Annotated in this window: 24 protein-coding genes; 11 read left to right on the forward strand and 13 right to left on the reverse strand. The window is 61.3% G+C overall.

Annotated elements, in window-relative coordinates; translation table 11 throughout:
- Window positions 1–8: 8 nt before the first annotated feature.
- On the reverse strand, window positions 9–719 hold the full coding sequence (locus Q5Y75_RS21080) for a hypothetical protein (RefSeq protein ID WP_306201288.1): 711 nt from the start codon (window positions 717–719) through the stop codon (window positions 9–11).
- The gene (locus tag Q5Y75_RS21085) at window positions 689–2,227 is read right to left on the reverse strand and encodes a caspase family protein (protein WP_306201290.1); all 1,539 of its coding nucleotides are present in this window, start codon (window positions 2,225–2,227) and stop codon (window positions 689–691) included. Before Q5Y75_RS21085 ends, Q5Y75_RS21080 begins: the two co-directional genes overlap by 31 nt.
- A 321-nt stretch (window positions 2,228–2,548) precedes the next feature.
- Here Q5Y75_RS21085 and rpmI point away from each other — a divergent pair, with 321 nt between their 5' ends.
- Both rpmI and rplT read left to right on the forward strand, forming a co-directional pair.
- Window positions 2,549–2,749, forward strand: coding sequence for a 50S ribosomal protein L35 (rpmI, locus tag Q5Y75_RS21090; protein ID WP_120634484.1), 201 nt, complete (start codon window positions 2,549–2,551; stop codon window positions 2,747–2,749).
- Between the two features lie 14 nt (window positions 2,750–2,763).
- Window positions 2,764–3,129, forward strand: coding sequence for a 50S ribosomal protein L20 (rplT, locus tag Q5Y75_RS21095; protein WP_306201293.1), 366 nt, complete (start codon window positions 2,764–2,766; stop codon window positions 3,127–3,129).
- 72 nt (window positions 3,130–3,201) lie between these two features.
- On the opposite strand, the gene Q5Y75_RS21100 is transcribed toward rplT, so the two are convergent.
- Window positions 3,202–3,735 (reverse strand): winged helix-turn-helix transcriptional regulator, encoded by a 534-nt coding sequence (locus Q5Y75_RS21100; RefSeq protein WP_306201295.1) that lies wholly within the window; start codon window positions 3,733–3,735, stop codon window positions 3,202–3,204.
- A gap of 51 nt (window positions 3,736–3,786) precedes the next feature.
- On the opposite strand from Q5Y75_RS21100, the gene Q5Y75_RS21105 reads away from it, so the two are divergent.
- Complete coding sequence (locus Q5Y75_RS21105; protein ID WP_306201296.1) at window positions 3,787–4,164, forward strand: VOC family protein; 378 nt, start codon at window positions 3,787–3,789, stop codon at window positions 4,162–4,164.
- A gap of 7 nt (window positions 4,165–4,171) precedes the next feature.
- Here Q5Y75_RS21105 and Q5Y75_RS21110 read toward each other — a convergent pair whose 3' ends face one another.
- Window positions 4,172–5,353 (reverse strand): YbfB/YjiJ family MFS transporter, encoded by a 1,182-nt coding sequence (locus tag Q5Y75_RS21110; RefSeq protein ID WP_306201298.1) that lies wholly within the window; start codon window positions 5,351–5,353, stop codon window positions 4,172–4,174.
- Between the two features lie 120 nt (window positions 5,354–5,473).
- Between Q5Y75_RS21110 and pheS the strand changes: the two genes are divergently transcribed.
- The 6 genes from pheS (at window position 5,474) to Q5Y75_RS21140 (ending at window position 11,757) form a co-directional block, all read left to right on the forward strand.
- Window positions 5,474–6,547, forward strand: a complete 1,074-nt coding sequence (pheS, locus tag Q5Y75_RS21115) for a phenylalanine--tRNA ligase subunit alpha (RefSeq protein WP_306201300.1) — start codon at window positions 5,474–5,476, stop codon at window positions 6,545–6,547.
- The gene (locus Q5Y75_RS21120) at window positions 6,544–7,146 is read left to right on the forward strand and encodes a hypothetical protein (protein ID WP_306201302.1); all 603 of its coding nucleotides are present in this window, start codon (window positions 6,544–6,546) and stop codon (window positions 7,144–7,146) included. The genes pheS and Q5Y75_RS21120 overlap by 4 nt, the downstream gene beginning before the upstream one ends.
- Window positions 7,147–7,469: 323 nt before the next feature.
- Window positions 7,470–8,261: a CE1 family esterase gene (locus Q5Y75_RS21125; protein WP_306201304.1), complete on the forward strand. Its 792-nt coding sequence runs from the start codon at window positions 7,470–7,472 to the stop codon at window positions 8,259–8,261.
- 58 nt (window positions 8,262–8,319) lie between these two features.
- A complete protein-coding gene (locus Q5Y75_RS21130; protein WP_306201305.1) occupies window positions 8,320–8,730 on the forward strand; it encodes a cupin domain-containing protein in 411 nt (136 codons plus the stop codon).
- 81 nt (window positions 8,731–8,811) lie between these two features.
- A complete protein-coding gene (gene pheT / locus Q5Y75_RS21135; RefSeq protein WP_306201307.1) occupies window positions 8,812–11,208 on the forward strand; it encodes a phenylalanine--tRNA ligase subunit beta in 2,397 nt (798 codons plus the stop codon).
- 222 nt (window positions 11,209–11,430) lie between these two features.
- Entirely contained in the window at window positions 11,431–11,757 is a 327-nt protein-coding gene (locus tag Q5Y75_RS21140; protein WP_306201309.1) for a DUF1330 domain-containing protein, read from the forward strand.
- Between the two features lie 55 nt (window positions 11,758–11,812).
- Here the strand turns inward: Q5Y75_RS21140 and maiA are convergent, their stop codons facing one another.
- The 6 genes from maiA to hmgA form a co-directional block, all read right to left on the reverse strand.
- Complete coding sequence (gene maiA / locus Q5Y75_RS21145) at window positions 11,813–12,451, reverse strand: maleylacetoacetate isomerase (RefSeq protein ID WP_306201311.1); 639 nt, start codon at window positions 12,449–12,451, stop codon at window positions 11,813–11,815.
- A complete protein-coding gene (locus Q5Y75_RS21150; protein WP_306201313.1) occupies window positions 12,448–12,645 on the reverse strand; it encodes a DUF2783 domain-containing protein in 198 nt (65 codons plus the stop codon). Before Q5Y75_RS21150 ends, maiA begins: the two co-directional genes overlap by 4 nt.
- A gap of 4 nt (window positions 12,646–12,649) precedes the next feature.
- Window positions 12,650–14,260 carry an FAD-dependent oxidoreductase gene (locus Q5Y75_RS21155; protein WP_306201314.1) on the reverse strand — a complete coding sequence of 537 codons (1,611 nt, stop codon included), beginning with the start codon at window positions 14,258–14,260 and terminating at the stop codon, window positions 12,650–12,652.
- A 110-nt stretch (window positions 14,261–14,370) separates the two neighbouring features.
- A complete protein-coding gene (locus tag Q5Y75_RS21160; protein ID WP_306201316.1) occupies window positions 14,371–15,321 on the reverse strand; it encodes an MBL fold metallo-hydrolase in 951 nt (316 codons plus the stop codon).
- A gap of 4 nt (window positions 15,322–15,325) precedes the next feature.
- Window positions 15,326–16,588: a fumarylacetoacetase gene (gene fahA, locus Q5Y75_RS21165; protein WP_306201317.1), complete on the reverse strand. Its 1,263-nt coding sequence runs from the start codon at window positions 16,586–16,588 to the stop codon at window positions 15,326–15,328.
- A 79-nt stretch (window positions 16,589–16,667) separates the two neighbouring features.
- Window positions 16,668–18,029: a homogentisate 1,2-dioxygenase gene (gene hmgA, locus Q5Y75_RS21170; RefSeq protein ID WP_306201319.1), complete on the reverse strand. Its 1,362-nt coding sequence runs from the start codon at window positions 18,027–18,029 to the stop codon at window positions 16,668–16,670.
- A gap of 71 nt (window positions 18,030–18,100) precedes the next feature.
- Here hmgA and Q5Y75_RS21175 point away from each other — a divergent pair, with 71 nt between their 5' ends.
- Both Q5Y75_RS21175 and Q5Y75_RS21180 read left to right on the forward strand, forming a co-directional pair.
- Complete coding sequence (locus Q5Y75_RS21175; RefSeq protein ID WP_306201322.1) at window positions 18,101–18,541, forward strand: MarR family winged helix-turn-helix transcriptional regulator; 441 nt, start codon at window positions 18,101–18,103, stop codon at window positions 18,539–18,541.
- 66 nt (window positions 18,542–18,607) lie between these two features.
- A complete protein-coding gene (locus tag Q5Y75_RS21180) occupies window positions 18,608–19,855 on the forward strand; it encodes an adenylate/guanylate cyclase domain-containing protein (protein ID WP_306201325.1) in 1,248 nt (415 codons plus the stop codon).
- 69 nt (window positions 19,856–19,924) lie between these two features.
- Here Q5Y75_RS21180 and Q5Y75_RS21185 read toward each other — a convergent pair whose 3' ends face one another.
- The 3 genes from Q5Y75_RS21185 to nirB are packed head-to-tail and all read right to left on the reverse strand — an operon-like array spanning window position 19,925 to window position 25,373.
- A complete protein-coding gene (locus Q5Y75_RS21185; protein ID WP_306201403.1) occupies window positions 19,925–22,609 on the reverse strand; it encodes a nitrate reductase in 2,685 nt (894 codons plus the stop codon).
- Window positions 22,609–22,941, reverse strand: a complete 333-nt coding sequence (nirD, locus tag Q5Y75_RS21190; RefSeq protein WP_306201327.1) for a nitrite reductase small subunit NirD — start codon at window positions 22,939–22,941, stop codon at window positions 22,609–22,611. The genes Q5Y75_RS21185 and nirD overlap by 1 nt, the downstream gene beginning before the upstream one ends.
- The gene (gene nirB / locus Q5Y75_RS21195; RefSeq protein WP_306201329.1) at window positions 22,938–25,373 is read right to left on the reverse strand and encodes a nitrite reductase large subunit NirB; all 2,436 of its coding nucleotides are present in this window, start codon (window positions 25,371–25,373) and stop codon (window positions 22,938–22,940) included. The genes nirD and nirB overlap by 4 nt, the downstream gene beginning before the upstream one ends.
- Between the last annotated feature and the right edge of the window lie 3 nt (window positions 25,374–25,376).

Genomic DNA, 25,376 nt, shown 5'->3' on the forward strand with positions numbered 1-25,376 from the left:
CGTCCTCCTCAGATCGCCGTGGCGAGGTCGTTCGCAATCGCACGCATCTGCCCGATCTGGTTCTGCAGCGCCGCCAGATCGCCATCAATGGGCGAGGCGCTTTCACCGCGCTTGACGGTCAGACCGCGCGCCTCGGCAAACTCGCCCTGCCGTTTTGTTGCGCCGTCAATGGCGATCTGCATCTGCGCCAGATTGCCATTGGCCTCGGTGACTTCCTGCTGCATCTGCGTGGCCGAGATCTGCCCGGTAGCCGATTGCGCCTTGAGCGCGTCCAACTCGGCCTTTTGCGCGGCAAGCACTTGGTTCATCACGTTGATCGTGGTCTGCATTTCGACGGCATTGGCATCCAGATCCTTCTTGATCTGGCGCAGGCGGGATTCGCGGCCGATATATTTGCGCTGCACGAAGGCCACATAAGACCCGGCAGCCGCGCCCGCGCCCAACCCGATCGAAATCCCGGACCCGACATCATCACTGCCACCCAATCCGAAGCCGATCGCGCCGCCGGTCGCCCCACCGGCCAGGGCACCTTGCAGCACCGTTTTCTGCAATGCTGCGGCCTGCTTGGCCAGTTGCTCTTCGGCCTGGCTGTCACCGGTCTGGCCCGCAGCGGGTGCGGCGGATTGCGTGTTGGTCGACCCATCGCCGCAGGCCGACAGGGCCAGCGCCGATGCCAGCAGTGCTGCGATCACTCTTGGGGTAACAGGTCTGCCAGCCATTGGTAGCTTCCTTTCTTGCTGTCATCTGCCTGAGCGACATGGGCCAGAAACAGCGCCGCGTCCTCGGTCATGTGGTGCCCGGATTGCTGCAGGTCGCGAAACCGGTCGTCGCCGCCAACCCAGGCGGTGGTGACATCGGGCGGGAAGAACAGGACCGCGCGGTTCAGGACCTCGTCATAATAGCTGCGGCTTTCGTCCAGCCGCCGCAGGATGGTGCCGCGCGAGCGGTGAATGTCATAGATATCGTTATGGGCTTGCCGCAGCACCGGCAAGGCGTCGGCATTGGTTTCGGCGATCTCGGCGATTTGCGCCAGCGCATCCTCGGCGATGGCGAGTGTGCGCTCGACGCTGCGCAGCGCCACCAGATCGGTGCGCAACCGCTGCAGGGTCGTGGCGGCCAGAAACATCGACACTTGTGCGGCATCGCGATAAAGCGCCTCAGCGCTCACGTCACCGCCGTCAGCGAGGTGCCTGCGATATCCGGCCAGCGCCGGGGCCAGATCGGGCTGCACCGTGCGGGCGCGCCCGGCCTCGATCAGCCCAAGCGCTGTTAGGGCCGCCGTCATGCGCTGCGGATCTGCCGAGGCGAGAAGTGTCTCTGCCGGGGCGGCGTTCATGGCAGGCGTATCACCCGACAGTCTGTCCAGCCGGTCTTGGGCGATGCTGACAAACAACCCGTTGGGATAGTCGCGCAGATAGGCGTCGAAATCGTTCGGGTCCACGGATGAAGCGATGGTGCGCCAATGTGCCAGCTCGCTGGCAGTGGCGTCATCGGGAGTGTCCTCGTCCAGCGCAGGGGCAAAGGCATGTTCGCTCAACACCGCCTCTTCGACCCAGGGCACCTGACGCCCACCAGTCTGCATCACCACCTGCTGGCGCACCCGCCCCAGCATCAGCCGGGTGTCCAGGCCGGGGGTTGCAAGATGATCAAGCAGGCTACTGGTAAAGACACTGTTCTCACCGGTGCCATCATAGGCCACATTGCCGGGATCAGTGGCATAGGCGATCAGCAGACCCGCGCCGCCCTTGGCCCGAACCAGCCCCTGTTCGACCAGCCCCTGATCTGAAAACGGATTGTTGCGGCAGGCATCCAGCAGCAGGATGCCAATCTCGGGTCCCGCGCGCGAGATCGTGTCGCGCACCTGCGCCATGGTGATCGAGCTCCGCCGGAGGGCGGCAATATTATTGCCCGAAAACTCGGTGCCGATCAGATGGTTCTCGCCACCGATCTGCACCCCGTGCCCGGCATAAAAAAACACCGCCATCTCGGCGCCCTGTGCGGCCGCACCAAAGGCTTTCAGGGCAGTTTCCATGCCCGCAGCATCCAGATCGGTGGTTTTTGCGACGACGAATCCCAGATCGCGCAGCGCGCGCGCCAGCGCCTCGACATCGTTCAACGGGTTGCGCAGGCTCATCTCGGGCGTGGCATAGGCCGAGTTGCCAATCAGCAGCGCCACCCGCTCACCGGCCTGCGCGGCAGAGGCGACCGCCAGCAAAACAAGGCTCATGCAGAGCTGAAGAGTGACAATAAGAGGGGATTTTGACCTCATGCGGTGACGTTACCGCACTGGTGGGCGAAGTACAGATGAATTGAGCCCGCCCGGAACATCCAGCGCGGCAGCGATTGCCATCACCAGCTGCATTGAAATACGGAATCGACCCGCGCTGCCTCGCCGGGTAGATCTGGGCAGGGGATTTTCACAATGAATCCCCGAAAACCCCCTTGCCACTTGGTCCCGAGTTGCGTACATGGCGGCTCTTATCGCGTGGCCGGCCGGAAGTGGCATGCCGAGTCGCGTGCGAACCGACCCGAAGAACAGGAGACGGAAATGCCCAAGATGAAGACAAAATCGAGCGCCAAGAAGCGCTTCAAGGTAACCGCGACCGGCAAGGTCCTCGCGGGTCAGGCCGGCAAACGCCATGGCATGATCAAGCGGACCAAGAAATTCATCCGTGATGCCCGCGGCAACACCACCCTTTCTGCCCCCGACGCCAAGATCGTCAAGGGCTTCATGCCCTACGACCGTTAAGAGGAGATACCAGTATGTCCCGCGTTAAAGGTGGAACCACAACCCACGCCCGCCACAAGAAGATCATCAAGGCCGCCAAAGGCTATTATGGTCGCCGCAAGAGCTCCTTCAAGGTGGCAACCCAGGCCGTTGACAAGGCCAACCAGTATGCGACCCGTGACCGCAAGCAGCGCAAGCGGAACTTCCGCGCGCTGTGGATCCAGCGCATCAACGCCGCTGTCCGCAGCCATGACGAGGCGCTGACCTACTCGCGCTTCATCAACGGTCTGAACCTGGCCGGCATCGAAGTGGACCGCAAAGTTCTGGCCGATCTGGCCGTGCACGAGCCCGACGCGTTCGGCGCGATCGTTGCCAAAGCGCAGGCCGCACTGGCCGCCTGATCCGGCAACACTCCACACAGATTGCAAGGGCCGCTCCGATCGGGGCGGCCTTTTATTGTGCATCCGGGACGGCTAGGGCGCGGCCGGTGCGAGGGCGATGGCGTGGCTGATCGCGGCCCCGGTATTCACCGTTTGATAGAGCGGGCGCGGGGGATGTTGGCTGGTGTCGATATCTCGTTCTATCCATTGATGCGCGCGCAGCTGTTGCAGCGACTGGGATAGGGCGCGATCCGTGATCGGCATCAGCGCGCCTTTCATTTCGCTGAAATACCGGGGCCGGTGGCCCACCGCCAGGACCGGAACCGACCAGGCGCGCCGTAACAACGCGCTTTCTTGTTGACCGGGAACAATCGCCCTGATCCGCGCAGCAACCGTGGCGATTGCAACGCCTTTGGGTGTTAACCGAAACTCTGGTCTCAGCGGATGCCCGTGACCCGGATTGCGCTCAAGCAGGCCCAGCGCCTTCAGATGTGCAAGGCTCAGGGCAAAGGCGGTACGCCCTGCGCCGGTCTCTGCCAGCAATGGGGCTTGCCGCCCCGGCGCACCTTCGTGCAAGAGCGCAAGTATGCTCAGCGACCAGGCGCGGGAGGTTATCTTGACAAGCATCTCGATGTCCATAAAGTATAGCTACTATATTTTGTGGACATAGGAAAGCTCATGGCCGTTGCATCGCTCGAAAACACGATAACCCTCGCCATGTCCGTCCGGGACCGTCATGCTAGCGCCGAATGGTATGGCAAGATGCTTGGATTTGACCTCTTGTATCATGCTGACGATGCGGGCTGGAGCGAACTTGCCACCAAGACGCCGGGCGTGACGCTGGGGCTGGGTGAACAGGCGGAACCCGCTCCCGGCAACTCGGTTCCGGTTTTCGGCATCGCTGATATCGACGCGGCGCGCCGGGATCTGGAGGCGGCGGGTGTCCGGTTCGACGGTGACACCGAGGTTATCGAGGGCATGGTCAGCACCGCGACATTCTACGACCCGGACGGCAACGCGTTGATGCTGGCCCAGGATCTGACGGGCGGCAGTTGAAGCCTTGTTAGCCTGCCCTCAGCGGGCGTTGCACCACAGCACAGGCCGCCCCCGCCAGGAGCATGGCCGAGGCCACTAGCAACCCATCCCCGATCTGCCCGGTATGATCTCCGATCCAGCCAGCGCCGATTGGTCCCAGAATCTGCGATACCGCAAAGACCACGGTGCAAACGCTGATCGCTGCACCCCAATCCGGTTGCGGCAGATTCTGCCGCACAAAGCTGGTGATCGCGCTGGGCGGCATGAAGAAGGACAATCCGAAGACCAGCGCGGATAACAGCAGGCCCACCGTGTTGGGCAGCAACACCGGCAGGGCCGATCCCGCCGCCACCGCCACAAGGATCACCGCCATCGGCAGGCCCGAGGAGAAACGCGCCAACAACCCACGCCACAGGAAGGGTGAGGCCATCACGCTTACCCCCAACGCCACCCAGGTTGCCGCGATCAGAATGGTGCTGATCTGATGCGATACCATCCAGGCCGACAGAAAGGTCGGGTAGACGATATAGCCCAGTCCGAAGAAGCCATAGCTGATCATCTGCCGCAGCATTCGGCGCAAGGGGGGCTTGCTGCGTGGCGCATCTTTGGTCGCAGGTGGTGTGACATTTCCTGCGGCCCAGATCGTGACCGGCACGAAGGCCAGCGCCGCAAACCCCACCAAAAACCATGCCGTATCCCAGGATTGCGGCCCCATGATATCCAGCATCGGTGGCAGGACGGCCCCACACAGCGCCAGCCCCAGCCCGCCACCACCGCCAAAATAAAGCGCGATCGCCAGCGCGTTGTGGCGCGGGCTGTCGGTGAACATCGACGCCGCCAGAGTGCCTCCGCAGATAAAGGACAGCGCACCGAACACCCCCGCCCCCATGCGGCAGAGCGATTGCGCCGCCAGGCTCTCGTCCACCCCGGTCAGGGCAAGGCTGACCGCTGTGCCCAGCGTCCCGACAACAAAAAGCCGCCCCGGCGTGACCCGCCGGATCATCGCCATGGTGGCCACCGCGCCCGCCAGATACCCGATCGCATTGGCCGTGTTCAGCCACCCGGCCTGCGTATAGCTCCAATGCAGGCTTTCGCGCATCGCGGGCAGGATCAGCCCGTAAGAAAACCGCCCGAACCCGTTTGAGATGGCAACACTCAGCGCAAGGCCCAGCAGCACAAGCCACGGTCTGCTTAGGTGAAAGGCGCGCATATCGGGGTCCCCGGTTTGGTCGGTTCACCCTGCAACGCAGGACGATGCAGCGCAATCCCGCCCTCTTGCTTTCGCGGACCCGTGTGGTAGCAGGGCGCAAGCAGAATTCAGGGGACCGTCATGGACGATCTTAAGGCAAAATATCTGGGTCAGATCGCGGATGCGGGCGACGAAGACGCGCTGGAGGCGATCCGGCTCGCCGCTGTGGGCAAGAAAGGCGAGGTTGCGCTGAAAATGCGCGAGCTTGGCAAGATGACCCCCGAAGAGCGTCAGGTGGCAGGCCCCGCCCTGAACGCGCTGAAAGATGAGATCAACTCGGCGCTTTCCGCCAAGAAATCCGCGCTGGCCGATGCCGCGCTGGATGAGCGTCTGCGCACCGAATGGCTGGACGTGACGCTGCCTGCGCGCGACCGCCGTCAGGGTTCGATCCACCCGGTCAGCCAGGCCAGCGAGGAGCTGACCGCGATTTTTGCCGAGCTTGGCTTCTCTGTCGCCGAAGGTCCGCGGATCGAGACCGACTGGCACAATTTCGACGCGCTCAACATCCCCAGCCACCACCCCGCGCGGGCCGAGATGGATACGTTTTATATGCACCGCACCGAGGGCGACAACCGCCCGCCGCATGTGCTGCGCACCCATACCTCGCCGGTGCAGATCCGCTCGATGGAACTGCAGGGCGCGCCGATCCGGGTGATCTGCCCCGGAGGTGTCTACCGCGCCGATTATGACCAGACCCATACGCCGATGTTCCATCAGGTCGAGGGGCTGGCCATCGATAAAGACATCTCCATGGCCAACCTGAAATGGGTGCTAGAGGAGTTCGTGAAGGCCTTCTTCGAGGTGGACGGGGTCGAACTGCGCTTTCGCGCCTCGCATTTCCCCTTCACCGAACCGTCGGCTGAGGTCGATATCCGCTGCTCCTGGGAAGGCGGTCAGCTGAAGATCGGAGAAGGCGACGACTGGCTGGAGATTCTGGGCTCCGGCATGGTCCACCCCAAGGTGATCGCCGCTGGCGGGATCGACCCGGAGGTCTATCAGGGCTTTGCCTTCGGCATCGGCATCGACCGACTGGCGATGCTGAAATACGGCATACCCGACCTGCGGGCGTTCTTTGATTCCGACCTGCGCTGGCTGCGCCATTACGGGTTCGCGGCGCTGGATATGCCGAACCTGCATGGTGGTTTGAGTAGGTGACTATAACCACCAGCGGTATTTTCGAAGGTATTGCAGCACTTAGCCAAGTTGTCATCGCTGGTTCCGTTTCTGCCGGTGTTTGGGTGGCATACAGGCAACTTGGTTCGTGGCGAACTGAAAGTCAGTTGACAAAAAGAGCCGTTGTTGCCGAAGAACTGATATCGGCAGTGCATGAAGCAGATGAGGCATTGCGCTTTGTTCGGAGTCCTTGGAGCAGCGTTCCAGCCGACAATTTGTCCAACAAGATGCCCTCGCAATGGCGAGAACGCCTTGTGAGATTGGACAAGCGTCGCGATGATTTTCTTAGATTGCGTCGCGCTCAAACTCGTTGCCGGGCCTTCATCGGAGATTCCGATGTAGACGCTTCCGTCGAGGAACTATTCAAAATCAGGCAATCCGTTTGGGCCGCTCTTGAGACTTTGGACTCAGGAACAGAAGATGGTGGCGACGAAGAGCTAAGAGAATTTTATTTGGGTCTAAGTTGGAAGGTCTGGGGCGGCTATAACGAGCGAGATAAACTTGGGCTGTGCCAAGAGGCAGCTTTGTCGACTATAGAAGACCGACTTTATCCGATCCTCCGGTTGCAAAGCTCGAACTAATGCTGGACGGCACGCTGATGGGAACGTTTTTCTTCTGCTAAACATGAGCCTAGATCGCAGTAGCGACATTTTCTTAGTTATCGCGTTCTAACTGGAGCGAGGAATCAAATCCGAAGGCCGCCGCGCCATCGCCAGACCGCCCGGACGGGTTGGCGATTTTGCTGCCTCTAGCGCTTCATTCGCATGTCATAGGGTTTGGCTGGGACAAAGTGACCGGCTTAGATGTTGGATCGCCATCCCGCGGTCTGGCGATGGCGCGGCTCAGCGCTTTTCCCACGGGGTTGTGACGTGACATTGAGCGCGGGGCGGATAGGCTCCGCCTCATGATCCGGTTTTTTCTCTGTCTGCTGCTGTTCACCGCTACCCACGCCGCCGCCAATGGCTGTCAGGGCGATACCGCCTGCCCGCTGGGCGACCGTTCCTACCATGTGCTGGCGCCGGAGGATTGGGATGGCCAAACGCCTCTGCCGGTTCTGCTGCATTTCCATGGCTGGGCGCGGCAGGGGGATGTGGTGGTCAATCACGAGCGCATCGCAGGCGCGACCAAAACGCGGGGCGTGCTGCTGGTTGCCCCCAATGGCCGCCGCAAGAGCTGGGATTTCTGGACCTCGGACACGGACGACGTGGGCTTTGCCAATGACGTACTGGCCGATGTGGCAAAACACTATCCCATCGACCCCGACCGTATCTATGTCTCGGGCTATTCCTACGGTTCGGCCATGGCCTGGCGCTATGCTTGCGAGAGCGGTAATGGCGTGGCCGCCTTGCTGGCAGTCGCGGGCTCGATCAGCCAGCGGGAAGAGTGTGCTGAAGCCCCGCGCGAGGTGCGCCATGTGCATGGGCTGAAGGATCGGGTGATGGATTTCCCCATGGGACCAGGCGGGGATACGAGTTATCCGGTGGCGCTCTGGCGGGCGAAGCTGGGCTGTCATGACGCCACCCCGCAAGGCGATTGGAGCGTTGTGCCCTTCCTGACCCATTCCCGCATTGTCTGGAATGACTGCGATGCGGGGCAGGTCACGCTGGACCTGCATCCGGGTGGGCATTTCATCCCGCATGGCTGGATCGGCTGGCAGTTGGACGAGTTGGCCGGGCGCGAACCGACCTATCCCTGAATTTGACATTCCTCCCAAGCGCGGGCCAACTGGCACCAGCGCAACAGGGCAGGGTCAGATGAAACATATCCTTATTGCGAGCGCATTGGCGCTTGTTGCCACGCAGGTCTTCGCCAAGGACACCTATCCGCCGCTTGATGTGCTGCTGAAGACCGACAAGACAGTGACCGGCCAGCCGATCCGCTACCCAGAGGGGCAGGCGGAAATCACCATGGCGATCGTCGCTTTGCAACCGGGGCAGAGTACCCCGTTGCACCATCATGAAGCGCCTCTTGCGGGCTATATCCTGCAAGGGGAACTGACAGCGGACTATGGCTCCGAGGGTATTCATGTCTATCGCACCGGCGATGCTATCGTCGAGGCGCTGGGCACCGAGCATGTCGGCACCAATTCCGGGGATGATATCCTGCGCATTCTGGTGGTTTTTGCGGGCGCTCAAGGGACACCCAACACCGTCATTGACGACTAGCCTCGCGCGCCCCTTCCACCTGCGAGAAATATCCGTTACACGGCGCTGCGACACGACCAAGCAACCGGCGGATCACGACCAATGAAATTCACGCTTTCCTGGCTCAAGGACCATCTGGAGACCGACGCCTCGGTCGATGAGATCACCGAGGCTCTGACCGATCTCGGGCTGGAGGTTGAGGACGTGTTCAACCCCGCCGACCGGCTGAAGGATTTTAAGCTTGGCTACGTGACACATGCCGAGAAGCACCCGGATGCCGACAAACTGCGGGTCTGCAAGGTCGACACGGACGAGGGCGAGTTGCAGATCATTTGCGGCGCGCCCAACGCCCGCGAAGGCATCACCGTCGTGGTCTGCAAGCCGGGCATGTATATTCCCGGTCTTGATCTGACCATCAACGTTGGCAAGATCCGTGGCATCGAAAGCTATGGCATGATGGCCTCGGAACGCGAGCTGGAGCTGAGCGACGAGCATGACGGTATCATTGAGTTGCCCTCGGGCGCGGTGGGTGACAGTTTCGTGGACTGGCTGGCCGAGAATGACCCCTCCAAGGTCGATCCGGTGATCGAGATCGCCATCACCCCCAACCGTCAGGATGCGCTGGGCGTTGTCGGCATCGCCCGCGATCTGGCCGCGCGCGGCCTTGGCACACTCAAGCTGCGCGAGGATGTGGCGGTGCCGGGCGATTTCGACTGCCCGATCAATGTCAGCATCGACGAGGACACGCTGGATGGTTGTCCGCTTTTTACCGGACGTCTGATCCGGGGCGTGAAAAACGGCCCCAGCCCGCAATGGCTGCAGGATCAGCTGAAGGCGATCGGTCTGCGCCCGATCTCGGCTTTGGTGGACATCACCAACTACATGACGTTCGACCATAACCGCCCCTTGCACGTCTTTGACGCCGACAAGGTCTCGGGCAATCTGCGCATTCACCGCGCCAAAGGGGGTGAGACACTCCGGGCACTGGATGAGAAGGACTATGCGTTCGAGCCTGGCATGATGGTGATCTCGGACGATAATGGCCCCGAAAGCATCGCAGGCATCATGGGCGGCGAGGGAACCGGCTGCACTGAGGATACCGTCAACGTCTTCCTCGAAAGCGCCTATTGGAACCATGTGCAGATCGCGCTGACGGGGCGCAAGCTGCGGATCAACTCCGATGCGCGCTATCGTTTCGAACGCGGCGTCGATCCGGAATACACGCTGCCCGGGCTGGAGCATGCCACGCAGATGATCCTTGATATCTGCGGCGGGGAGGCCTCGGACGTGGTGATCGCGGGCGAGGTGCCTGACCACTCGCGCGCCTACAGGCTGGATAGCGACCGGGTGCAGTCGCTGGTCGGTATGGAAATCCCCGAGGCCGAGCAGCGTCAGACCCTCACCGCGCTGGGGTTCCGGCTGGAAGGCGACATGGCCCATGTGCCCAGTTGGCGGCCCGACGTCATGGGTGAGGCCGATCTGGTCGAGGAAGTGGCCCGCATTGCCTCGCTCACCAAGCTGCAGGGCAAGCCGCTGCCGCGCGTGACCGAAGGGCTGCCGAAACCGGTCATGACCCCGAAACAGCGCCGCGAGGCGATGGCGCGGCGCACCTGCGCGGCGCTGGGCTACAATGAATGCGTAACCTATACCTTCATCGATCAGGCTTCGGCTGCGTTGTTCGGCGGTGGTGACGAAAAGACCATGCTGGAAAACCCGATCTCGTCCGAGATGAGCCACATGCGCCCGGCGCTGCTGCCCGGCCTGCTGCAAGCTGCCGCCCGCAATCAGGCGCGAGGGTTCAGCGATCTGGCGCTCTTCGAGGTTGGCCCGACCTTCCACGATGGCGAGCCGGGCGAGCAACAGACGCTGATCTCTGGCCTGCTGGTGGGGCGCAACGGTCCAAAGGATGTGCAGGGCGCTTCTCGGGGTGTGGATGTATTTGACATCAAGGCTGATACCGAGGCAGTTCTGGCCGCCATTGGTGCACCCGCCAAGGTGCAGATTCTGCGCGGCGCGGATACCTGGTGGCATCCCGGTCGCCACGGCAAGATCTGTTTGGGTCCCAAGAAGGTGCTGGGCGTCTTTGGCGAGCTGCACCCACGCGTATTGCAGGCGATGGATGTCAAAGGCCCGGCGATGGCCTTCACCATCTGGCCTGATGAGGTGCCGATGCCCCGGAAATCGGGCGCAACCCGCTCGGCGCTGGAACTGCGCGATCTGCAGGCGGTCGAACGCGACTTTGCCTTTGTGGTCGATGCCGATGTCGAGGCTTTGACACTGGTCAACGCCGCCGCAGGGGCCGACAAGACACTGATCGATGGTGTGCGGGTGTTCGACGAATTCATCGATGGCAGCCTGGGAGATGGCAAGAAATCCCTCGCCATCACCGTGCGCCTGCAACCGAGCGAAAAGACGTTGAAGGAAGCCGACATCGAAGCCGTCAGCGCCAAGATCGTCGAGAAGGTGGCCAAGGCAACGGGCGGCGTGCTGCGCGGTTGACCTCGCCCGCCGTGCCGACTGAGGATACGTCCTGCTGATTGTCTCAGATCAGCGGGACATCATGTACCGGAGCCCGATATGCCGTCAGCTTCGTTGTCCTGATCCGGTCTAATACCTTAGTATATTTCCGGTTTCGTGACTGGAAGGCTTTCCGGTTTCCGTGGCAGGCTGCCTCCACCGTGTGGCGCAAGTTCTGCGGCACCAAGGAACAGGAGAATAGCAATGAGCGTTTATCTGATTGCAGAGATCAAGATAACCGACGATAGCTGGGTCCCGGACTATGCCGCCAATGTCCACAAGCTGGTTGAAAAACACGGCGGGAAGTATCTGGCGCGCAGCGGCAATATCGACACGCTGGAAGGCGAAGAGCGCGACAGTACACTGATTGCCCTGCTGGAATTTCCCACACGTGCCGCTCTGGACGCGTTCGCCACGGGTCCCGAATACGCCCCTTACGGGCAGGCGCGCCAGGCCGGGAGCATCTCAAGCTTCCGTGTCATTGACGACACCGACATTGCAGGCGCCATCCCTTATCTGAAGAAAGGCTGATCCCTTCGCGAGCCCAGCCGAACCTGATGAAGGTGTGGCGCAATAACGACCACGGTTACGCGGTGCGCACCGCTTCGGGATGCGCCGCCGCAAATGCCGGGTGCGATTTGCAGGCCGCCTCGACGCCCAGCAGGCGTGGCATGTCCGAGATGTCGACCTCCCAACGGCGCGCATTGTAGAGCTGCGGCATCAGGCAGATATCGGCCAGGCCGGGGGTGGCGCCGCAGCAATAGGGGGATTGCTCAAACCCGCCCAGCAGCGCCTCGAAGGCCAGCAGACCGGGGCGGATGAAATCGCGCATCCAGATGCCGGGCATCCCATCGGCCCCGCCGGAAAGCGCCGTGGCCCTTTTGGCCACCGACAGGTTGCAGACCGGGTGGAGGTCAACCGCGATGGCGTGGGCCAGTGCCTGCACCTTGGCCCGCTCGGCGGGGCCTTCGGGCAGCAGGCGCAAATTCCGGGTCGAGTCCAGATAGTCGAGAATGGCCAGAGATTGCGTCAAGTGCAGATCGTCGATCTTAAGCACCGGCACGAAACCTTGCGGATTGCGGGCCAGATGCACGGCACTGCGCTGCTCGCCCTGAACCAGATCGACAGGGACCGCACGATAGGCGATCTCGGCCACGTTCAGAGCGATGCGCACCCGGTAGCTGGCCGAGGAGCGCCAGTAGTCGTAGAGAACCGTCTCGCTCATGTGCCTTTGAGTGCTGCGGCCTGTAATGCCTGCCGCAACACTTGCTGATCGCCGATGTGATTGGCCAGAACCAGCACCAGGCGGGCATTCAGGGCATCGCTTGCGGGTTTGTCCAGACCTTCATGAGTCTCCAGCAAATCGGCATAGAAATCATCTGCTGCGTCGAAATTCGGTGTCAAGATCAGATCGGACATCAGCTTACTCCTTGCCTACGGCGCGACGGATCGCGCTGCGGATCAGATTGTCGTCATAGCTGGGGCGCCGCGCCGCAACATATTGATCCGGCCGGATCAGATAGACCGCGCTGTCATTGCCGCCCAGATACCGCGCTTTTAGCTGCATGCTGGGATCATCCTTGAAGGACAGCGCCAGCCGGTTCACCGTGATCCCGTCTTCCTCGATCACATCCGGCGCATCCGCGTCGATGGTCAGCAGGGTGAACCCGTCGCCAAGTTTCGAAAGCAAAAACGCATCACCCAGCGGTGCATCGGGGCAGGGGGCACCGGGACGAGACCGCGCCGGGCCATCCAGCGCATCTGCCGAATTCAGCGGCGAGCCCTCATAGACCGTGGGCGTCGATAGGCGGCCCGAATTCACCAGCGGTCGCGCGAAATCGTAATGCTCGCTCAAATCCAGAACCGCGTCGCGGAACAGTCGCGAAGTCTCGGATTTCGGGGTGATGAAATCGGTCGACCGGGTAGAGTTCACGATGTTCTCATCCGCGCCCTGCATCCTCTCGCTGTTATAGCTGTCCAGCAGGCTCTCGGGCGCTGAGCCATCGATCACCAGCTTCAGCTTCCAGCCCAGGTTGTCGGTGTCCTGAATGCCTGAATTCGCCCCGCGCGCGCCAAAGGGCGATACCTGATGCGCGCTGTCCCCGGCAAAGATCACCCGGCGGTGGCGGAACTGCTCCATCCGGCGGCACTGGAACGTATAGATGCTGACCCATTCCAGCTCGAATTTCACATCCTCGCCCAGCATTGCCTTGAGCCGGGGGATGACATTCTCGGGCCGCTTCTCGCGTTCCTTGTCGATGTCCCAGCCCAGTTGCAGATCAATACGCCAGACATTGTCGGGCTGCTGGTGCAGCAACGCCGATTGACCCTTGTTGAAGGGGGGATCGAACCAGAACCAGCGCTCGGTCGGGAAATCCGCATCCATCACCACATCGGCGATCAGGAAGTTGTCCTCGAACACACGGCCCACGAAATCAATGCCCAGCATGGCACGGGTTGAGGAGGCCGCCCCGTCGCAGGCGATCAGCCAATCGGCCTCGATATTGTAGGAGCCTTCGGGCGTGTCGACCTCAAGCGTCACATGTTCGGGATGGGTGCCGATGGCCGAGACCTTGTTGCGGCCCCGGATCTCGATCTTGGCGCCTTCACCCTGCAGCGCGCGAATGCGTTCGACCAGATATTCCTCGACATAATATTGCTGCAGGTTGATGAACGCGGGGTATTCATGGCCCTCTTCGGGCTGCAAGTTGAATTCATAGACCTTTCGATCATCGAAAAAGACTTTGCCCCGGTTCCACAGCACACCCTTGTCGACCATGGGCCTGCCGCAGCCGAGCCTATCGGCAATCTCAAGCGTGCGTTTGGAAAAACAGATGGCGCGCGAGCCAAAGCTGACCTTGTCATTGTCGTCCAGCACAACAACCTCAACCCCCTGCTGCGCCAGGTCAATCGCGGCGGCAAGGCCAACAGGACCCGCGCCGATCACCACCACCTGATGCCGGACCGGAGCAGGTGTTCCCTGATCGGGGCTGTGCTCATAGGCATAAAGCGGCGTTTCAAAGATCTTGTTCATGGGTCTCCTCCCCATTGAAGCGGTTTCTCAGAAGCTTGGCACCGATTCCCGTTTGCCAAAACGATCTGGATCAAGGTCTTTTGCGATTTTGTCCGTGATGCTGAGCAGTCTCAGCCCTGTAGCGCCTCCCACATGTCCAGATCGCGCTGGGCGGTCCAGATGCGCGGCGTGTCGACGCCGCGCGCCTCGTCATAGGCGCGCGCGACATTGAAGGGCAGGCAATGCTCGTAGATCGCATAGTCTTTGAACTTCGGGTCGCACTCGGCGCGCACGGCGTCCCAAGCCTCTTTCAGCGTGCCGTTTCGCGCCGCAACCCTTGCGGCGGGGCGATAGGTGCTTGCGACGAAATCGCGGGTGTTCTCGATGGCGGCATTCACCATGTCTTTACCAACAAGCGCGTCCCCGCGCCCGGGTGCGATGGCGTCCACATCAAACCATTTGATCGCATCCAGCGTGTCGCCCCAATCGCCGAAATGCCCATCGCCGCAATAGCAAGCCGAGTGATATTCGACGATATCGCCGGTGAACATCACGTTCTGATCCGGCACGTGGATAACGATATCGCCCGCCGTATGGGCACGCCCCAGATGCATCAGATCGATCCGGCGATTGCCTAGATAGACGGTCATTGTGTCACTGAAGGTTGTGGTCGGCCAAGTCAGGCCCTGAATGCTCTCATGCCCCTCGAACAGACGTGGGAAGCGTTGAAACTCGCTGTCCCAATCCTCCTGCCCGCGTTCCACGACCATGGCACGGGCCATATCCGACATCAGGATCTGTTGTGCCCCGAAGGCACTGGCTCCCAGCACACGCACGGCGTGGTAATGGGTCAGCGCAACATGGGTGATGGGTTTGTCGGTTACGCCGCGCACGCAGTCGATCACCTTCTGCGCCAGACGCGGGGTGGCCTGCGCCTCGACGATCATCACGCTGTCATCCCCGATGATGACACCCGAGTTCGGATCACCCTCGGCGGTGAAGGCATAGAGGCCCTCGCCCACCTCGGTGAAGGAAATCTCTTTCTCGGTCATGTCCCCCTGGGACGCAAATGCCTTGGCCATGGTGTTATCCTTCCCTTTGGTAGGGGTTTTCGAGTGCTGGCAGGACCGTCCCGACGCAGTCTCCGAACCCGATCACATACCCGTCACCCTGTGCCGCGCCTTTCAATGTCAGCGTGTCGCCATCTTCGATAAAGCTGCGGGTCTCGCCACTCTCCAGCGTCAACGGCTCCTTGCCGCCCCAGCTCAGTTCCAGCAGCGAGCCGCGCTCGGGCTTGGTCGGGCCGGAGATCGTGCCAGAGCCGAGCAGGTCACCGGCATGCATCGGGCAGCCCGAAGTGGTGTGATGGGCCAGTTGCTGAGCGGCGGAATAGTACATCTCGGAATAGTTGGTGCGCGCGATGGTGCTGGCGGGTTGGCCTTCCGGGGCCATCGTCACCTCAAGCTCAATATCATAGAGCATGGGACCGCAATCTTTCAGGTGATCTAGCAATTCGACCTCACGCGCAGGCGTGTTGCAGCGGAACGGCTCCAACGCCGCTTTGGTCACGATCCAAGGCGAGATCGAGGTGGCGGTTGCCTTGGCCTGGAACGGCCCCAGTGGCTGGTATTCCCACGCCTGAATGTCGCGCGCCGACCAGTCGTTCAGCAGCACATAGCCAAAGATGTTATCATCGGCCTCCTGCACCGAGATCGGCCCGTCCGAGGGCGTGCCGACAATCGCGCCCATCTCAAGCTCGATGTCAAATCGCGCGCAGGGCGCGAACCGGGGCTGGCTGTCATTCGGTCCCTTGAGCTGACCCCAGGGGCGGCGGATATCCGTTCCCGAGACGACGACCGAGGAGGCGCGGCCATTATAGCCGATGGGGATATGCAACCAGTTTGGCGGCAAGGCGTTTTCCGCGCCGCGAAACATAGTACCCACATTGGTCGCATGATGGCGACCGGCGTAGAAATCGGTGTATTCGCTGACGGCGAAGGGCATGTGCAGTTGCGCCGCCGCCATTGGGGCCAGAAAGGGCTCAACCGAGTCGCGCTCTGCCGCGCCCTCAGCCAGCAGGGCGATCAGACGTTCGCGCAGTGCGGCCCAGACGGCGGGGCCTTCTTCCATCAGCGGGTTCCAGAATGGCATATCGAAGAGCGCATAATCGGCCAGCGTGATCAGGCCGCTTTCCTCGGCTGCCGTCACATCAAGGATCATGTCGCCGATGGCAACGCCACAGCGGGGCGTCTCAACCCCGATGGAAAACACCCCATAGGGCAGGTTGTTCAGGGGAAAAGGGTTGCCAGCGGTGTTGGCCGAAGCGACCCAGGATGTCATCAGGGGCATTCTGTCTCCAAGCGTTTCAGTTGCGCCACCCAAGATTTTTCCAAAAAATCTTGGCAAGAAAATTTGAATTTTCTTGCGCCTATTTCTTGCCGGGTGTTCCGTCGAATTTCTTTTCGATATCGGCCCAGCAGTCAATGTAGTCATCCTGCAACGGTGCCTCATTGGCCGCAAATGCTGTCAGGTGCTGCGGGAAGCGGGTTTCGAACATGAAGGACATCGTGTTGTCGAGCTTGTCGGGTCCCAGATTGGCATTGGAGGCCTTGTCAAAGGCCTCGCGGTCCGGGCCATGGGGCAGCATCATGTTGTGCAGGCTGGTGCCGCCGGGAACGAAGCCCTGCGGTTTGGCGTCATACTGGCCATAGATATTGCCCATCAGCTCGGACATGATGTTCTTGTGATACCAGGGCGGGCGGAACGTATCCTCCATCACCATCCAGCGCTCGCGGAACAGCACGAAATCAATATTGGCCGTGCCCGGCACGCCCGACGGCGCGGTCAGCACGGTGAAGATCGACGGGTCGGGATGGTCGAACAGGATTGCTCCGATCGGGCAATAGTTGCGCAGGTCGTATTTCACCGGCGCGTAATTGCCATGCCAGGCGACCACATCCAGCGGACTGTGTCCGATCCTGGTCTCGTGGAACTGGCCGCACCATTTGATCGTGACCGTTGAGGGCACCTCGCGATCTTCAAAAGCAGCAATCGGGGTCTTGAAGTCGCGCCGGTTGGCCATGCAATTGGCCCCGATCGGGCCACGACCCGGCAGTTCGAATTTCTGACCGTAATTCTCGCAGACAAAGCCGCGTGCCGGACCTTCCAGCACTTCGACTCGGTAAAGCAATCCGCGCGGGATGATAGCGATTTCCTTGGGCTCCAGATCGATGATCCCAAGCTCGGTGCAAAAGCGCAGGCGGCCTTCCTGCGGGACGATCAGCAGCTCGCTGTCGGCGGAAAAGAAATAGCTGTCCACCATCGACTCGGTAACCAGATAGATGTGGCAAGCCATGCCGACTTGTGTGTTGACGTCGCCAGCCGTGGTCATGGTGCGCATCCCGGTCAGCCAGGTCAGGCCCTCATCGGTATGGGGCACCGGGTCCCAGCGGTACTGGCCCAGCGAGATCACGTCATCCAGAACATGTGGCGCGGATTTCCAATAGGGCAGGTCGATCTTTTCGTAACGGTGCGAATGTTTCACCGACGGGCGGATGCGATAGCACCATGTTCGCTCGTTCTGATGGCTGGGCGCGGTGAAGGCGGTGCCGCTGAGCTGTTCGCCATAAAGACCATAGTTACATTTTTGCGGGCTGTTCATGCCCTGCGGCAGCGCGCCGGGCAGCGCTTCGGTCTCAAAGTCGTTGCCGAAGCCGGGCATATACCCCTCGGTTGTGCCTGTCGGGCTGTCAGCCTGGGTGAATTGGTGCGGCGCGCTTGGACGATTCATGACCTCTCCTCCGGTTGCTGCTTGTGGAATATTAGTTGTTTTTGTAACTAACAAGGCAAGGAGGCGCGAAAATGACAAAAAATGATGCGTTCGATCTGCAGAATTTCCTGCCCTATCTGCTCAATCAGGCGGCCGAGCAGAGCTCTTTGGAGTTTCAGCGCATCTATAAGGACCGCTACGGGTTGCTGCGTACGGAATGGCGGGTGCTGTTTCATCTGGGCATGTATGGCGACATGACCGCCAAGGAGATCGGCGCGCGCGCCCTGACGCATAAGACCAAGATCAGCCGCGCGGTTTCGCGGCTAGCGCAGCGACGCTATATCACCCGAACCCGCAGCGAAAACGACCGCCGTGCCGAGCTTTTGGCACTGACGCCAGCCGGGCAGGGGGTCTATCAGGAATTGCGCGGAATCGCCGAGGATTATGATGCCCGGCTCGAGCGCCGGTTTTCGCGCGGCGAGGGCGCGTTGCTGCGAATGATGTTGCGGCGTCTCGCCGGGCTCGATGATTGATCTGGCAATATGCGTCCTGCGTGCTCATGTAGCATGCTGCATGCGCCGCCGTACCGGAGACCTCCTTTGCCCCTGACATCCCCCACTGAACAAAGCGCGGATCATCGCCAGGCCACCTTGAGCTCGTGGTTGTTGCAGAGGGGCCAGGTCGGAGAAGAGCAGCAGCAACTGCTGGAAGGGTATTGCCGCCTGCTGCTCGAATTGGGTGTCCCGTTTTTGCGGCTGCACGTGGCGCAAAGTGCGTTTCACCCAAAATATGGCGGCATCGGCTTTGATTGGCTGCGCGACGAAGGAATGTCGCGCGAGACCTACGAGCACGATCCATCACCGGGCGACGACTGGTTGAACAGTCCGCTCTACTACCTTTTATCTTCGGGCGAAGGTGAGATACGCGAACGGATACCGCGAGGTGATACTCCGGCGCGTTTCCCGATATTGGAGGAGTTGAGGGCGCTGGGTGCGACCGACTACTTCGCCGTGGCCGTGCATCTGGAGGAACATATTCCGGGTCAGCCTGTCGATCCGGAAAACGTGCCCGAAGGTCTGTTGATCTCTTGGGCGAGCGACGCAACCGACGGGTTTTCGGATATCGATATCGACCTGATCCGCTCGGGACTCCCCGCATTGGCGCTGGCGTTGAAATCCGCCGCGAACCGACGGATCGCCGAGAACCTGATGCAAGTCTATCTGGGGCGGGACGCAGGCCAACGCGTGCTGTCGGGCGAGATTCAGCGCGGCTCACTGCAGAAGATCGACGCGGTTCTGCTCTATTTCGACCTGCAGGGGTTCACCAAACTGTCCGAACAGGTGCCGGGCGGTGATCTGATTGCGTTGCTAAACGCCTATTTCGGCGTGGCTGTGCGTTGCGTTCACGACGCGGAAGGCTCGATCCTGAAATTCATGGGCGATGGCATGATGGCAATGTTCAACCTGGACACGGCGGCGGCATCGGCAAGCGCCGGTCTTGACGCGGTGGCCGCGCTGCGCCGGGAACTCGCCCTGTTAGACGCGCGCCGCACCGCGCAGGGTCTGACCACAACCGGAACCACCTGCGCGCTGCATTCGGGAGAAATCCTCTATGGCAATATCGGGGCCGAGAACCGTCTGGATTTCACCGTGATCGGACCGGCCGTCAACCTCACCGCGCGGCTGTCCGGCATGCATCGTGCTGTGGGGCAGGACGTGATCGTGTCCGATGTGGTCCGGCGCGCTGCAGGGCAGACCGAGCATGATTTGATCAGCCTGGGCCGCTATATGCTGCGCGGGGTCTCCGAGCCGCAGGAACTGTTCACCATCTACGACCGGGACGGCTGAACGGGCCAATCTTCTTTAGGGCCGAGACTTCGGTAAAGCTGTCGTTTCGATCAAGTTGGTTGTTCAGACTCACTGATCGGCCGAAGCGTTGCGATAGGGCGCAACTACGCGTCGAAAATCTGCACGTCGTTTTTTTGCTTTTACGGCATGTTTCTTGACTAATTCGGCGAGTTCGGGGCGACAGGACCCACAGTTTGTTCCGGCTTGCAGCAGTTTCCCAAGCTCGTCGATGTTAGCCGGCTGTTCCGATTGTATTGTGCGAATGATCGTTTTGATCCCGACTCCGAAACAGGAGCAGATTACCGGACCGGCATCTTCTGTCAGCGCAGGGGCGCGTCCCGACAGTATCTGGTCCGGCGCAATGTCCGGCAACGTCGAAAGATAGTCTCGCATCAAGGCCATGGGCTTCGGGAAGATGAACAATGCCGCCGCGAGGCGATCCCCTTCGGACAAGGCGATGCGAAACGAACCGCGCGCCGGATCGGCGGTCGATATGGCTGTCGCATGGGGCAACCCGAACCAATCGCGGGCCGTACTCTCCCAATCCTCGATGCTCTCATATCCAGCAATCTCTGTCCGGTAGCCTTTTTCCGTTCTGGCGGTCGCCCAATAGGCCACCGGGGGCGCAATCGGTGTCGTGGAGACGGCAAAGCCGTACCATGTAGCGTTCATGCGCTGCACGGAGACCACAGATGCCTTGCTTTCGGGTTGACCGGAGACCGGGTCAGTCACACTCGGAACCAGCGCATCAACCCGTGCGGAGGGCGCGGTTTCTCCTGTCCAGTGGATCGGAGCAAACACCTGGCCCGGGGCGACGGCATCCGTGAGGCGCAGCCGGAATATGCCACGGCCCACGGGGCTTTCCAGCTTGATAAGATCGGCGGGGGACAAGCCCAAACGCCGGGCATCTTCGGGGTGTATCTCTGCAAACGGTTCGGCAAGATGCGCTGACAAGCGGGGCGACAAACCGGTGCGGGTCATGCTGTGCCATTGATCGCGAATGCGACCGGTATTCAGGATAAAAGGATATCGGTCATCGGTCCTTGCCACAGGTGGCCGGTGGTTGACCTGCACGAACCGAGCCTTGCCATCGGGATGGTAGAACCGTCCATCATGAAAGAACCGCCCACCGGACTGCCGCGCCGTTACCGGCCACTGCGTGGGCTTAAGCTCGGCATATTCAACGTCATCGAGATCGGCAAAGCCTGAGATGTCAAAGTCTTTCCCGAGGCTGTGGGCGACCGAGGACAGCGCGGCATATTCCCGAAAGATCGCTGCGGGTGAGGGGTAGCTGAATGCCGCTTCCCACCCCATGCGGCGCCCGACCTCGGCCAGGATATCCCAGTCGGCGCGTGCTTGTCCGGGCGTGGGCAAAACTGCGCGCTGGCGGCTGATTGTGCGGTCGGAATTGGTCACGGTCCCGCTCTTTTCGGCCCAGCCCGCCGCAGGCAGCAGCACGTCTGCCACGCGTGCCGTGTCCGTCCGGTCGGTCAGGTCACTGACCACGGTGAAGGGGCAGGAGGCAATGGCGCTGCGCACTTTGTCGGCATCAGGCATCGTGACGGCGGGATTGGTGTGAATGACCCACAGCGCCTTGATCTGCCCCTCATCTACCGCGCGGAACAGGTCGACCGCCTTCAGCCCCTGCTGCTCAGGAATCGCCGGAGCCTTCCAGAACTGTTGTACAGCGCTGCGGTGATCGGGATTCTCAATATCCAGATGGCAGGCCAGCGTATTGGCCAGCCCGCCGACCTCGCGCCCGCCCATCGCGTTGGGTTGTCCGGTCACGGAAAACGGCCCCATCCCGGCGCGACCGATCCGACCGGTCGCCAGATGGCAATTGAGGATCGCATTGACCTTGTCGGTCCCGCTGGAGGATTGGTTCACGCCCTGGCTAAAGATCGTGACCACGCGGTCCGTCCTGATCCAAAGATCGCAGAACTCATCAAGGGCGTCGCGGCTCAGGCCGGTCACGGCCGGGTCGTCCTGGATTGCGGCCTGCAGCGCCTCCTCGAAGCCCGTTGTGTGGGTCAGAAAGTCAGGATCGACATGGCCGCCTTCGTGAACCCGCGCCAGCAGCCTGTTGAACAGCGCCACATCGCTGCCTGGCGCAAGGGCCAGATGCAGGTCGGCCTGATCACAGCTTGCCGTGCGTCGCGGGTCGATCACTACGATCTTGGTGCCGCGTGCCTGCCGCGCCGCCAGAACACGTTGGTAGAGAACCGGATGGCACCAGGCAAGGTTTGATCCGACGAGGACAACGAGATCGGCCTGATCCAGATCCTCGTAGCTGCCGGGGACGGTATCCGTACCAAAGGCGCGTTTGTGTCCGGCCACGGTCGATGCCATGCAGAGGCGCGAATTGGTATCGATATTGGCCGAGCCGATGAACCCTTTCATCAGCTTGTTGGCCATATAATAATCTTCGGTCAGCAACTGGCCCGAGACATAAAAGGCGACGCTGTCGGGGCCATGCTCGGCGATGGCCGAAGAAAATCGGTCTGCAACCAGTTGCAGGGCCTCGTCCCAGCTGGTGTCCTGCCCAAATGCGCGCGGGGTGAGCAAGCGTTGCTCCAGGCTCACGGTTTCCGCCAGCGCTGAGCCTTTCGAGCAGAGCCGGCCCCGGTTTGCCGGGTGGTCCGGGTCGCCGCGTACCGCCAGCCCGCCAGCGCCATCCGGGCGCAGCAGCACACCGCAACCGACCCCGCAATAAGCGCAGGTCGAGCGGATTTCGGGCAGACCTGTTCCATCCATCACGCGGCGCTCCGCCGGGTGACCGCATCTGCGTCCAGCAGGATGCGGCCCTCTTCCACGCGAACCGGATAAGTCGTGATCCGGCCCTCATCCGCGCCTTGGGCCTGACCCGTATTCAGGTCGAACACCCAATTGTGCAGGGGACAGGTCACCGACTGCCCGTGCACGATACCTTCCGACAGGGGCCCGCCTTTGTGCGGGCAACTGTTGGAGGCGACAAAAATCTCGGCCTCTGCCGTGCGGAAGACAGCCAGACAGCCCACATGGGTTTTCACCAACCGCGCACCGCGCAGGGGAACCTCGTCAACTGATCCGATGTCGATCCAGCTCATTCTGCGGCCTCCAATGTGAAATCTGCAATCGGCGCATAGGTCTGCGCCTTGTCCCGCACATGCTCGGCCCAGGGGTCTTTGCGGTAGATGCTCTGAGACAGCTCAAATCGCGCGACCAGTGCGGCGCGGTTGTCGAGATCATCAACGACATGGGCCTTGACCCAGTCCATACCGACCTTGCCCAGCCATTTGTACAAACGATCCAGATACTTGCCGCCTTCGCGGTAGGCCTGCGTCACCGCCATGACCACCTCGATCGCCTCGTTCTCGGTGGGCACCTGACACAGCAGCTCGGTCTCTTTCACATCCATACCCGCCGCGCCACCGATGCTGATCTGGTAACCTGAGTCCACACAGACCACGCCAATATCCTTGCAAGTCGCCTCGGCACAATTTCGGGGGCAACCCGAGACCGCGAGCTTCAGCTTGTGCGGCGTCCATGACCCCCAGAGGATTTTCTCAAGCTTGACCCCCAGCCCGGTGCTGTCCTGCGTTCCAAACCGGCAATGATCGGTGCCCACGCAGGTTTTGACCGTGCGCAGCCCCTTGGAATAAGCATGACCCGAGACCAGCCCCGCCTTGTTCAGATCCGACCAGATTGCGGGCAGGTCCTCTCCCTTGACGCCCAGAAGGTCGATGCGCTGACCGCCGGTGACCTTGACGGTGGGAACGTCATACTTGTCAGCGGCATCGGCGATGGCGCGCAGCTCGGCGGGGTTGGTGATCCCGCCCCACATGCGCGGCACAACGCTGAACGTGCCGTCCTTCTGGATGTTGGCGTGCTTGCGTTCGTTTACGAAGCGGCTTTGCGGGTCGTCCTGATATTCCAGCGGCCAATCGGCCAGCAAGTAGTAATTGATCGCCGGGCGACAGACATGACAGCCATTGGGCGTTTTCCAGCCCAGCTCCTGCCAAACAGCGGCCTGGCTTTTCAGCTCCTGCCCCTTGATCAGGCGGCGCACATCCTCATGCGTCAGATCGCTGCAACCGCAGATCGGCTGAGCTGCAGGCATCTCAAACTCATCACCCAGCGTGACTTGCAGCAGCTGTTCGACCAGCCCGGTGCAGGTCCCGCAAGATGCGCTGGCTTTGGTTGATGTCCGAACTGCACCCAGATCATTGGCACCGGCGTTGATCGCCTCGACAATGTCGCCTTTGCATACGCCGTTGCAACCGCAAATTTCCGCCTCAGGCGGCAATGCTGCAACGGCTGAGAGAGGGTCCGCAGTGTCGCCCCCCTGGTAAGCCGGGCCGAAGATCAGCGTCTCGCGCATCTCGTCGATATTGGTGCCGTCCTTGATCAGACCGAAGAACCAGCTGCCATCGGCCGTATCGCCATACATCACGGCACCGATCAGGCGGTCCTCTTCGATCACGAGGCGCTTGTAGACCCCACGTGCGGGGTCGCGGAACACGATATCCTCGCGCCCCGGCCCGTCGGCAAAATCACCTGCGCTGAACAGATCGCATCCGGTGACCTTCAGCTTGGTCGATAGGGTTTTCTGAACAAAGGCCGCCTCGCCACCCAGCATGGCCTGTGCCGCCACCTTCGCCTGATCATAAAGCGGTGCGACCAGGCCAAAAACGGCCCCGTCATGTTCAACGCACTCGCCGACGGCGTAGACGTCCGGGTCGGATGTCAGCATCTGGTCATCCACGTGGATGCCGCGTCCGGTGGCCAGGCCAGCCTCTTGCGCCAACGCCGTGCTTGGCCGGATACCGACCGCCATGACCAGCAGATCGCAGGGCAGCTCGGTGCCATCGTCCAGCAGCAGCGCGCGCACCTTTCCGTCCTGACCGAGGATCTCTTTCGAATTCGCCTGAAGCTGGATCTTGATGCCCTTGTCTTCCAGCGACTTCTTCAGCAGATATCCAGCCGCCTCGTCCAGCTGGCGCTCCATCAGGTGACCCATGATATGGACCACGGTGACATCAACGCCATGCGCGGCCATGCCTGCGGCGGCTTCGAGCCCAAGCAAGCCACCGCCGATGACGACGACCTTGTTGTCAGGTCCCATGCCCATCATCTGTTGCGTGTCTTCGAGATCGCGATAGGCGATCACGCCGTCCAGATCATGTCCGGGCAGAGGGATGATGAACGGCTCTGACCCGGTTGCAATCAGCAGCTTGTCATAGGGCACGTGGCTGTTTTCGCCCTCGACGACCTTCATTTCGCGGTCGATCCGCGCGACCCTCTCACCAAAGCGGCAGGTGATGCCGCGCGTGGCGTACCAGTCATCGTCATGGGTGACGATCTCTTCATATGTTTTCTCGCCGGACAAAACCGGGCTGAGCATGATGCGATTATAGTTTCCGCGCGGCTCGGCATTGAGCAGCGTGATGTCGAAGCTTTCGGGCGCAGTCTCGGTCAGGTGTTCCAACACCCGGCCCGAGGCCATGCCTGCGCCTATTACCACCAATCTCTTTTTCATTGA

Source organism: Ruegeria discodermiae (genome assembly GCF_030758345.1).
Taxonomy (GTDB): domain Bacteria; phylum Pseudomonadota; class Alphaproteobacteria; order Rhodobacterales; family Rhodobacteraceae; genus Ruegeria_C.

Excerpts from the sequence above, each read along its gene's own strand:
- Q5Y75_RS21080 (WP_306201288.1), bottom strand. The coding sequence starts at position 719 with ATGGCTGGCAGACCTGTTACCCCAAGAGTGATCGCAGCACTGCTGGCA.
- Q5Y75_RS21085 (WP_306201290.1), bottom strand. The coding sequence starts at position 2,227 with ATGAGCCTTGTTTTGCTGGCGGTCGCCTCTGCCGCGCAGGCCGGTGAG.
- rpmI (WP_120634484.1), top strand. The coding sequence starts at position 2,549 with ATGCCCAAGATGAAGACAAAATCGAGCGCCAAGAAGCGCTTCAAGGTA.
- rplT (WP_306201293.1), top strand. The coding sequence starts at position 2,764 with ATGTCCCGCGTTAAAGGTGGAACCACAACCCACGCCCGCCACAAGAAG.
- Q5Y75_RS21100 (WP_306201295.1), bottom strand. The coding sequence starts at position 3,735 with ATGCTTGTCAAGATAACCTCCCGCGCCTGGTCGCTGAGCATACTTGCG.
- Q5Y75_RS21105 (WP_306201296.1), top strand. The coding sequence starts at position 3,787 with ATGGCCGTTGCATCGCTCGAAAACACGATAACCCTCGCCATGTCCGTC.
- Q5Y75_RS21110 (WP_306201298.1), bottom strand. The coding sequence starts at position 5,353 with ATGCGCGCCTTTCACCTAAGCAGACCGTGGCTTGTGCTGCTGGGCCTT.
- pheS (WP_306201300.1), top strand. The coding sequence starts at position 5,474 with ATGGACGATCTTAAGGCAAAATATCTGGGTCAGATCGCGGATGCGGGC.
- Q5Y75_RS21125 (WP_306201304.1), top strand. The coding sequence starts at position 7,470 with ATGATCCGGTTTTTTCTCTGTCTGCTGCTGTTCACCGCTACCCACGCC.
- Q5Y75_RS21130 (WP_306201305.1), top strand. The coding sequence starts at position 8,320 with ATGAAACATATCCTTATTGCGAGCGCATTGGCGCTTGTTGCCACGCAG.
- pheT (WP_306201307.1), top strand. The coding sequence starts at position 8,812 with ATGAAATTCACGCTTTCCTGGCTCAAGGACCATCTGGAGACCGACGCC.
- Q5Y75_RS21140 (WP_306201309.1), top strand. The coding sequence starts at position 11,431 with ATGAGCGTTTATCTGATTGCAGAGATCAAGATAACCGACGATAGCTGG.
- maiA (WP_306201311.1), bottom strand. The coding sequence starts at position 12,451 with ATGAGCGAGACGGTTCTCTACGACTACTGGCGCTCCTCGGCCAGCTAC.
- Q5Y75_RS21150 (WP_306201313.1), bottom strand. The coding sequence starts at position 12,645 with ATGTCCGATCTGATCTTGACACCGAATTTCGACGCAGCAGATGATTTC.
- Q5Y75_RS21155 (WP_306201314.1), bottom strand. The coding sequence starts at position 14,260 with ATGAACAAGATCTTTGAAACGCCGCTTTATGCCTATGAGCACAGCCCC.
- Q5Y75_RS21160 (WP_306201316.1), bottom strand. The coding sequence starts at position 15,321 with ATGGCCAAGGCATTTGCGTCCCAGGGGGACATGACCGAGAAAGAGATT.
- fahA (WP_306201317.1), bottom strand. The coding sequence starts at position 16,588 with ATGCCCCTGATGACATCCTGGGTCGCTTCGGCCAACACCGCTGGCAAC.
- hmgA (WP_306201319.1), bottom strand. The coding sequence starts at position 18,029 with ATGAATCGTCCAAGCGCGCCGCACCAATTCACCCAGGCTGACAGCCCG.
- Q5Y75_RS21175 (WP_306201322.1), top strand. The coding sequence starts at position 18,101 with ATGACAAAAAATGATGCGTTCGATCTGCAGAATTTCCTGCCCTATCTG.
- Q5Y75_RS21185 (WP_306201403.1), bottom strand. The coding sequence starts at position 22,609 with ATGGATGGAACAGGTCTGCCCGAAATCCGCTCGACCTGCGCTTATTGC.
- nirD (WP_306201327.1), bottom strand. The coding sequence starts at position 22,941 with ATGAGCTGGATCGACATCGGATCAGTTGACGAGGTTCCCCTGCGCGGT.
- nirB (WP_306201329.1), bottom strand. The coding sequence starts at position 25,373 with ATGAAAAAGAGATTGGTGGTAATAGGCGCAGGCATGGCCTCGGGCCGG.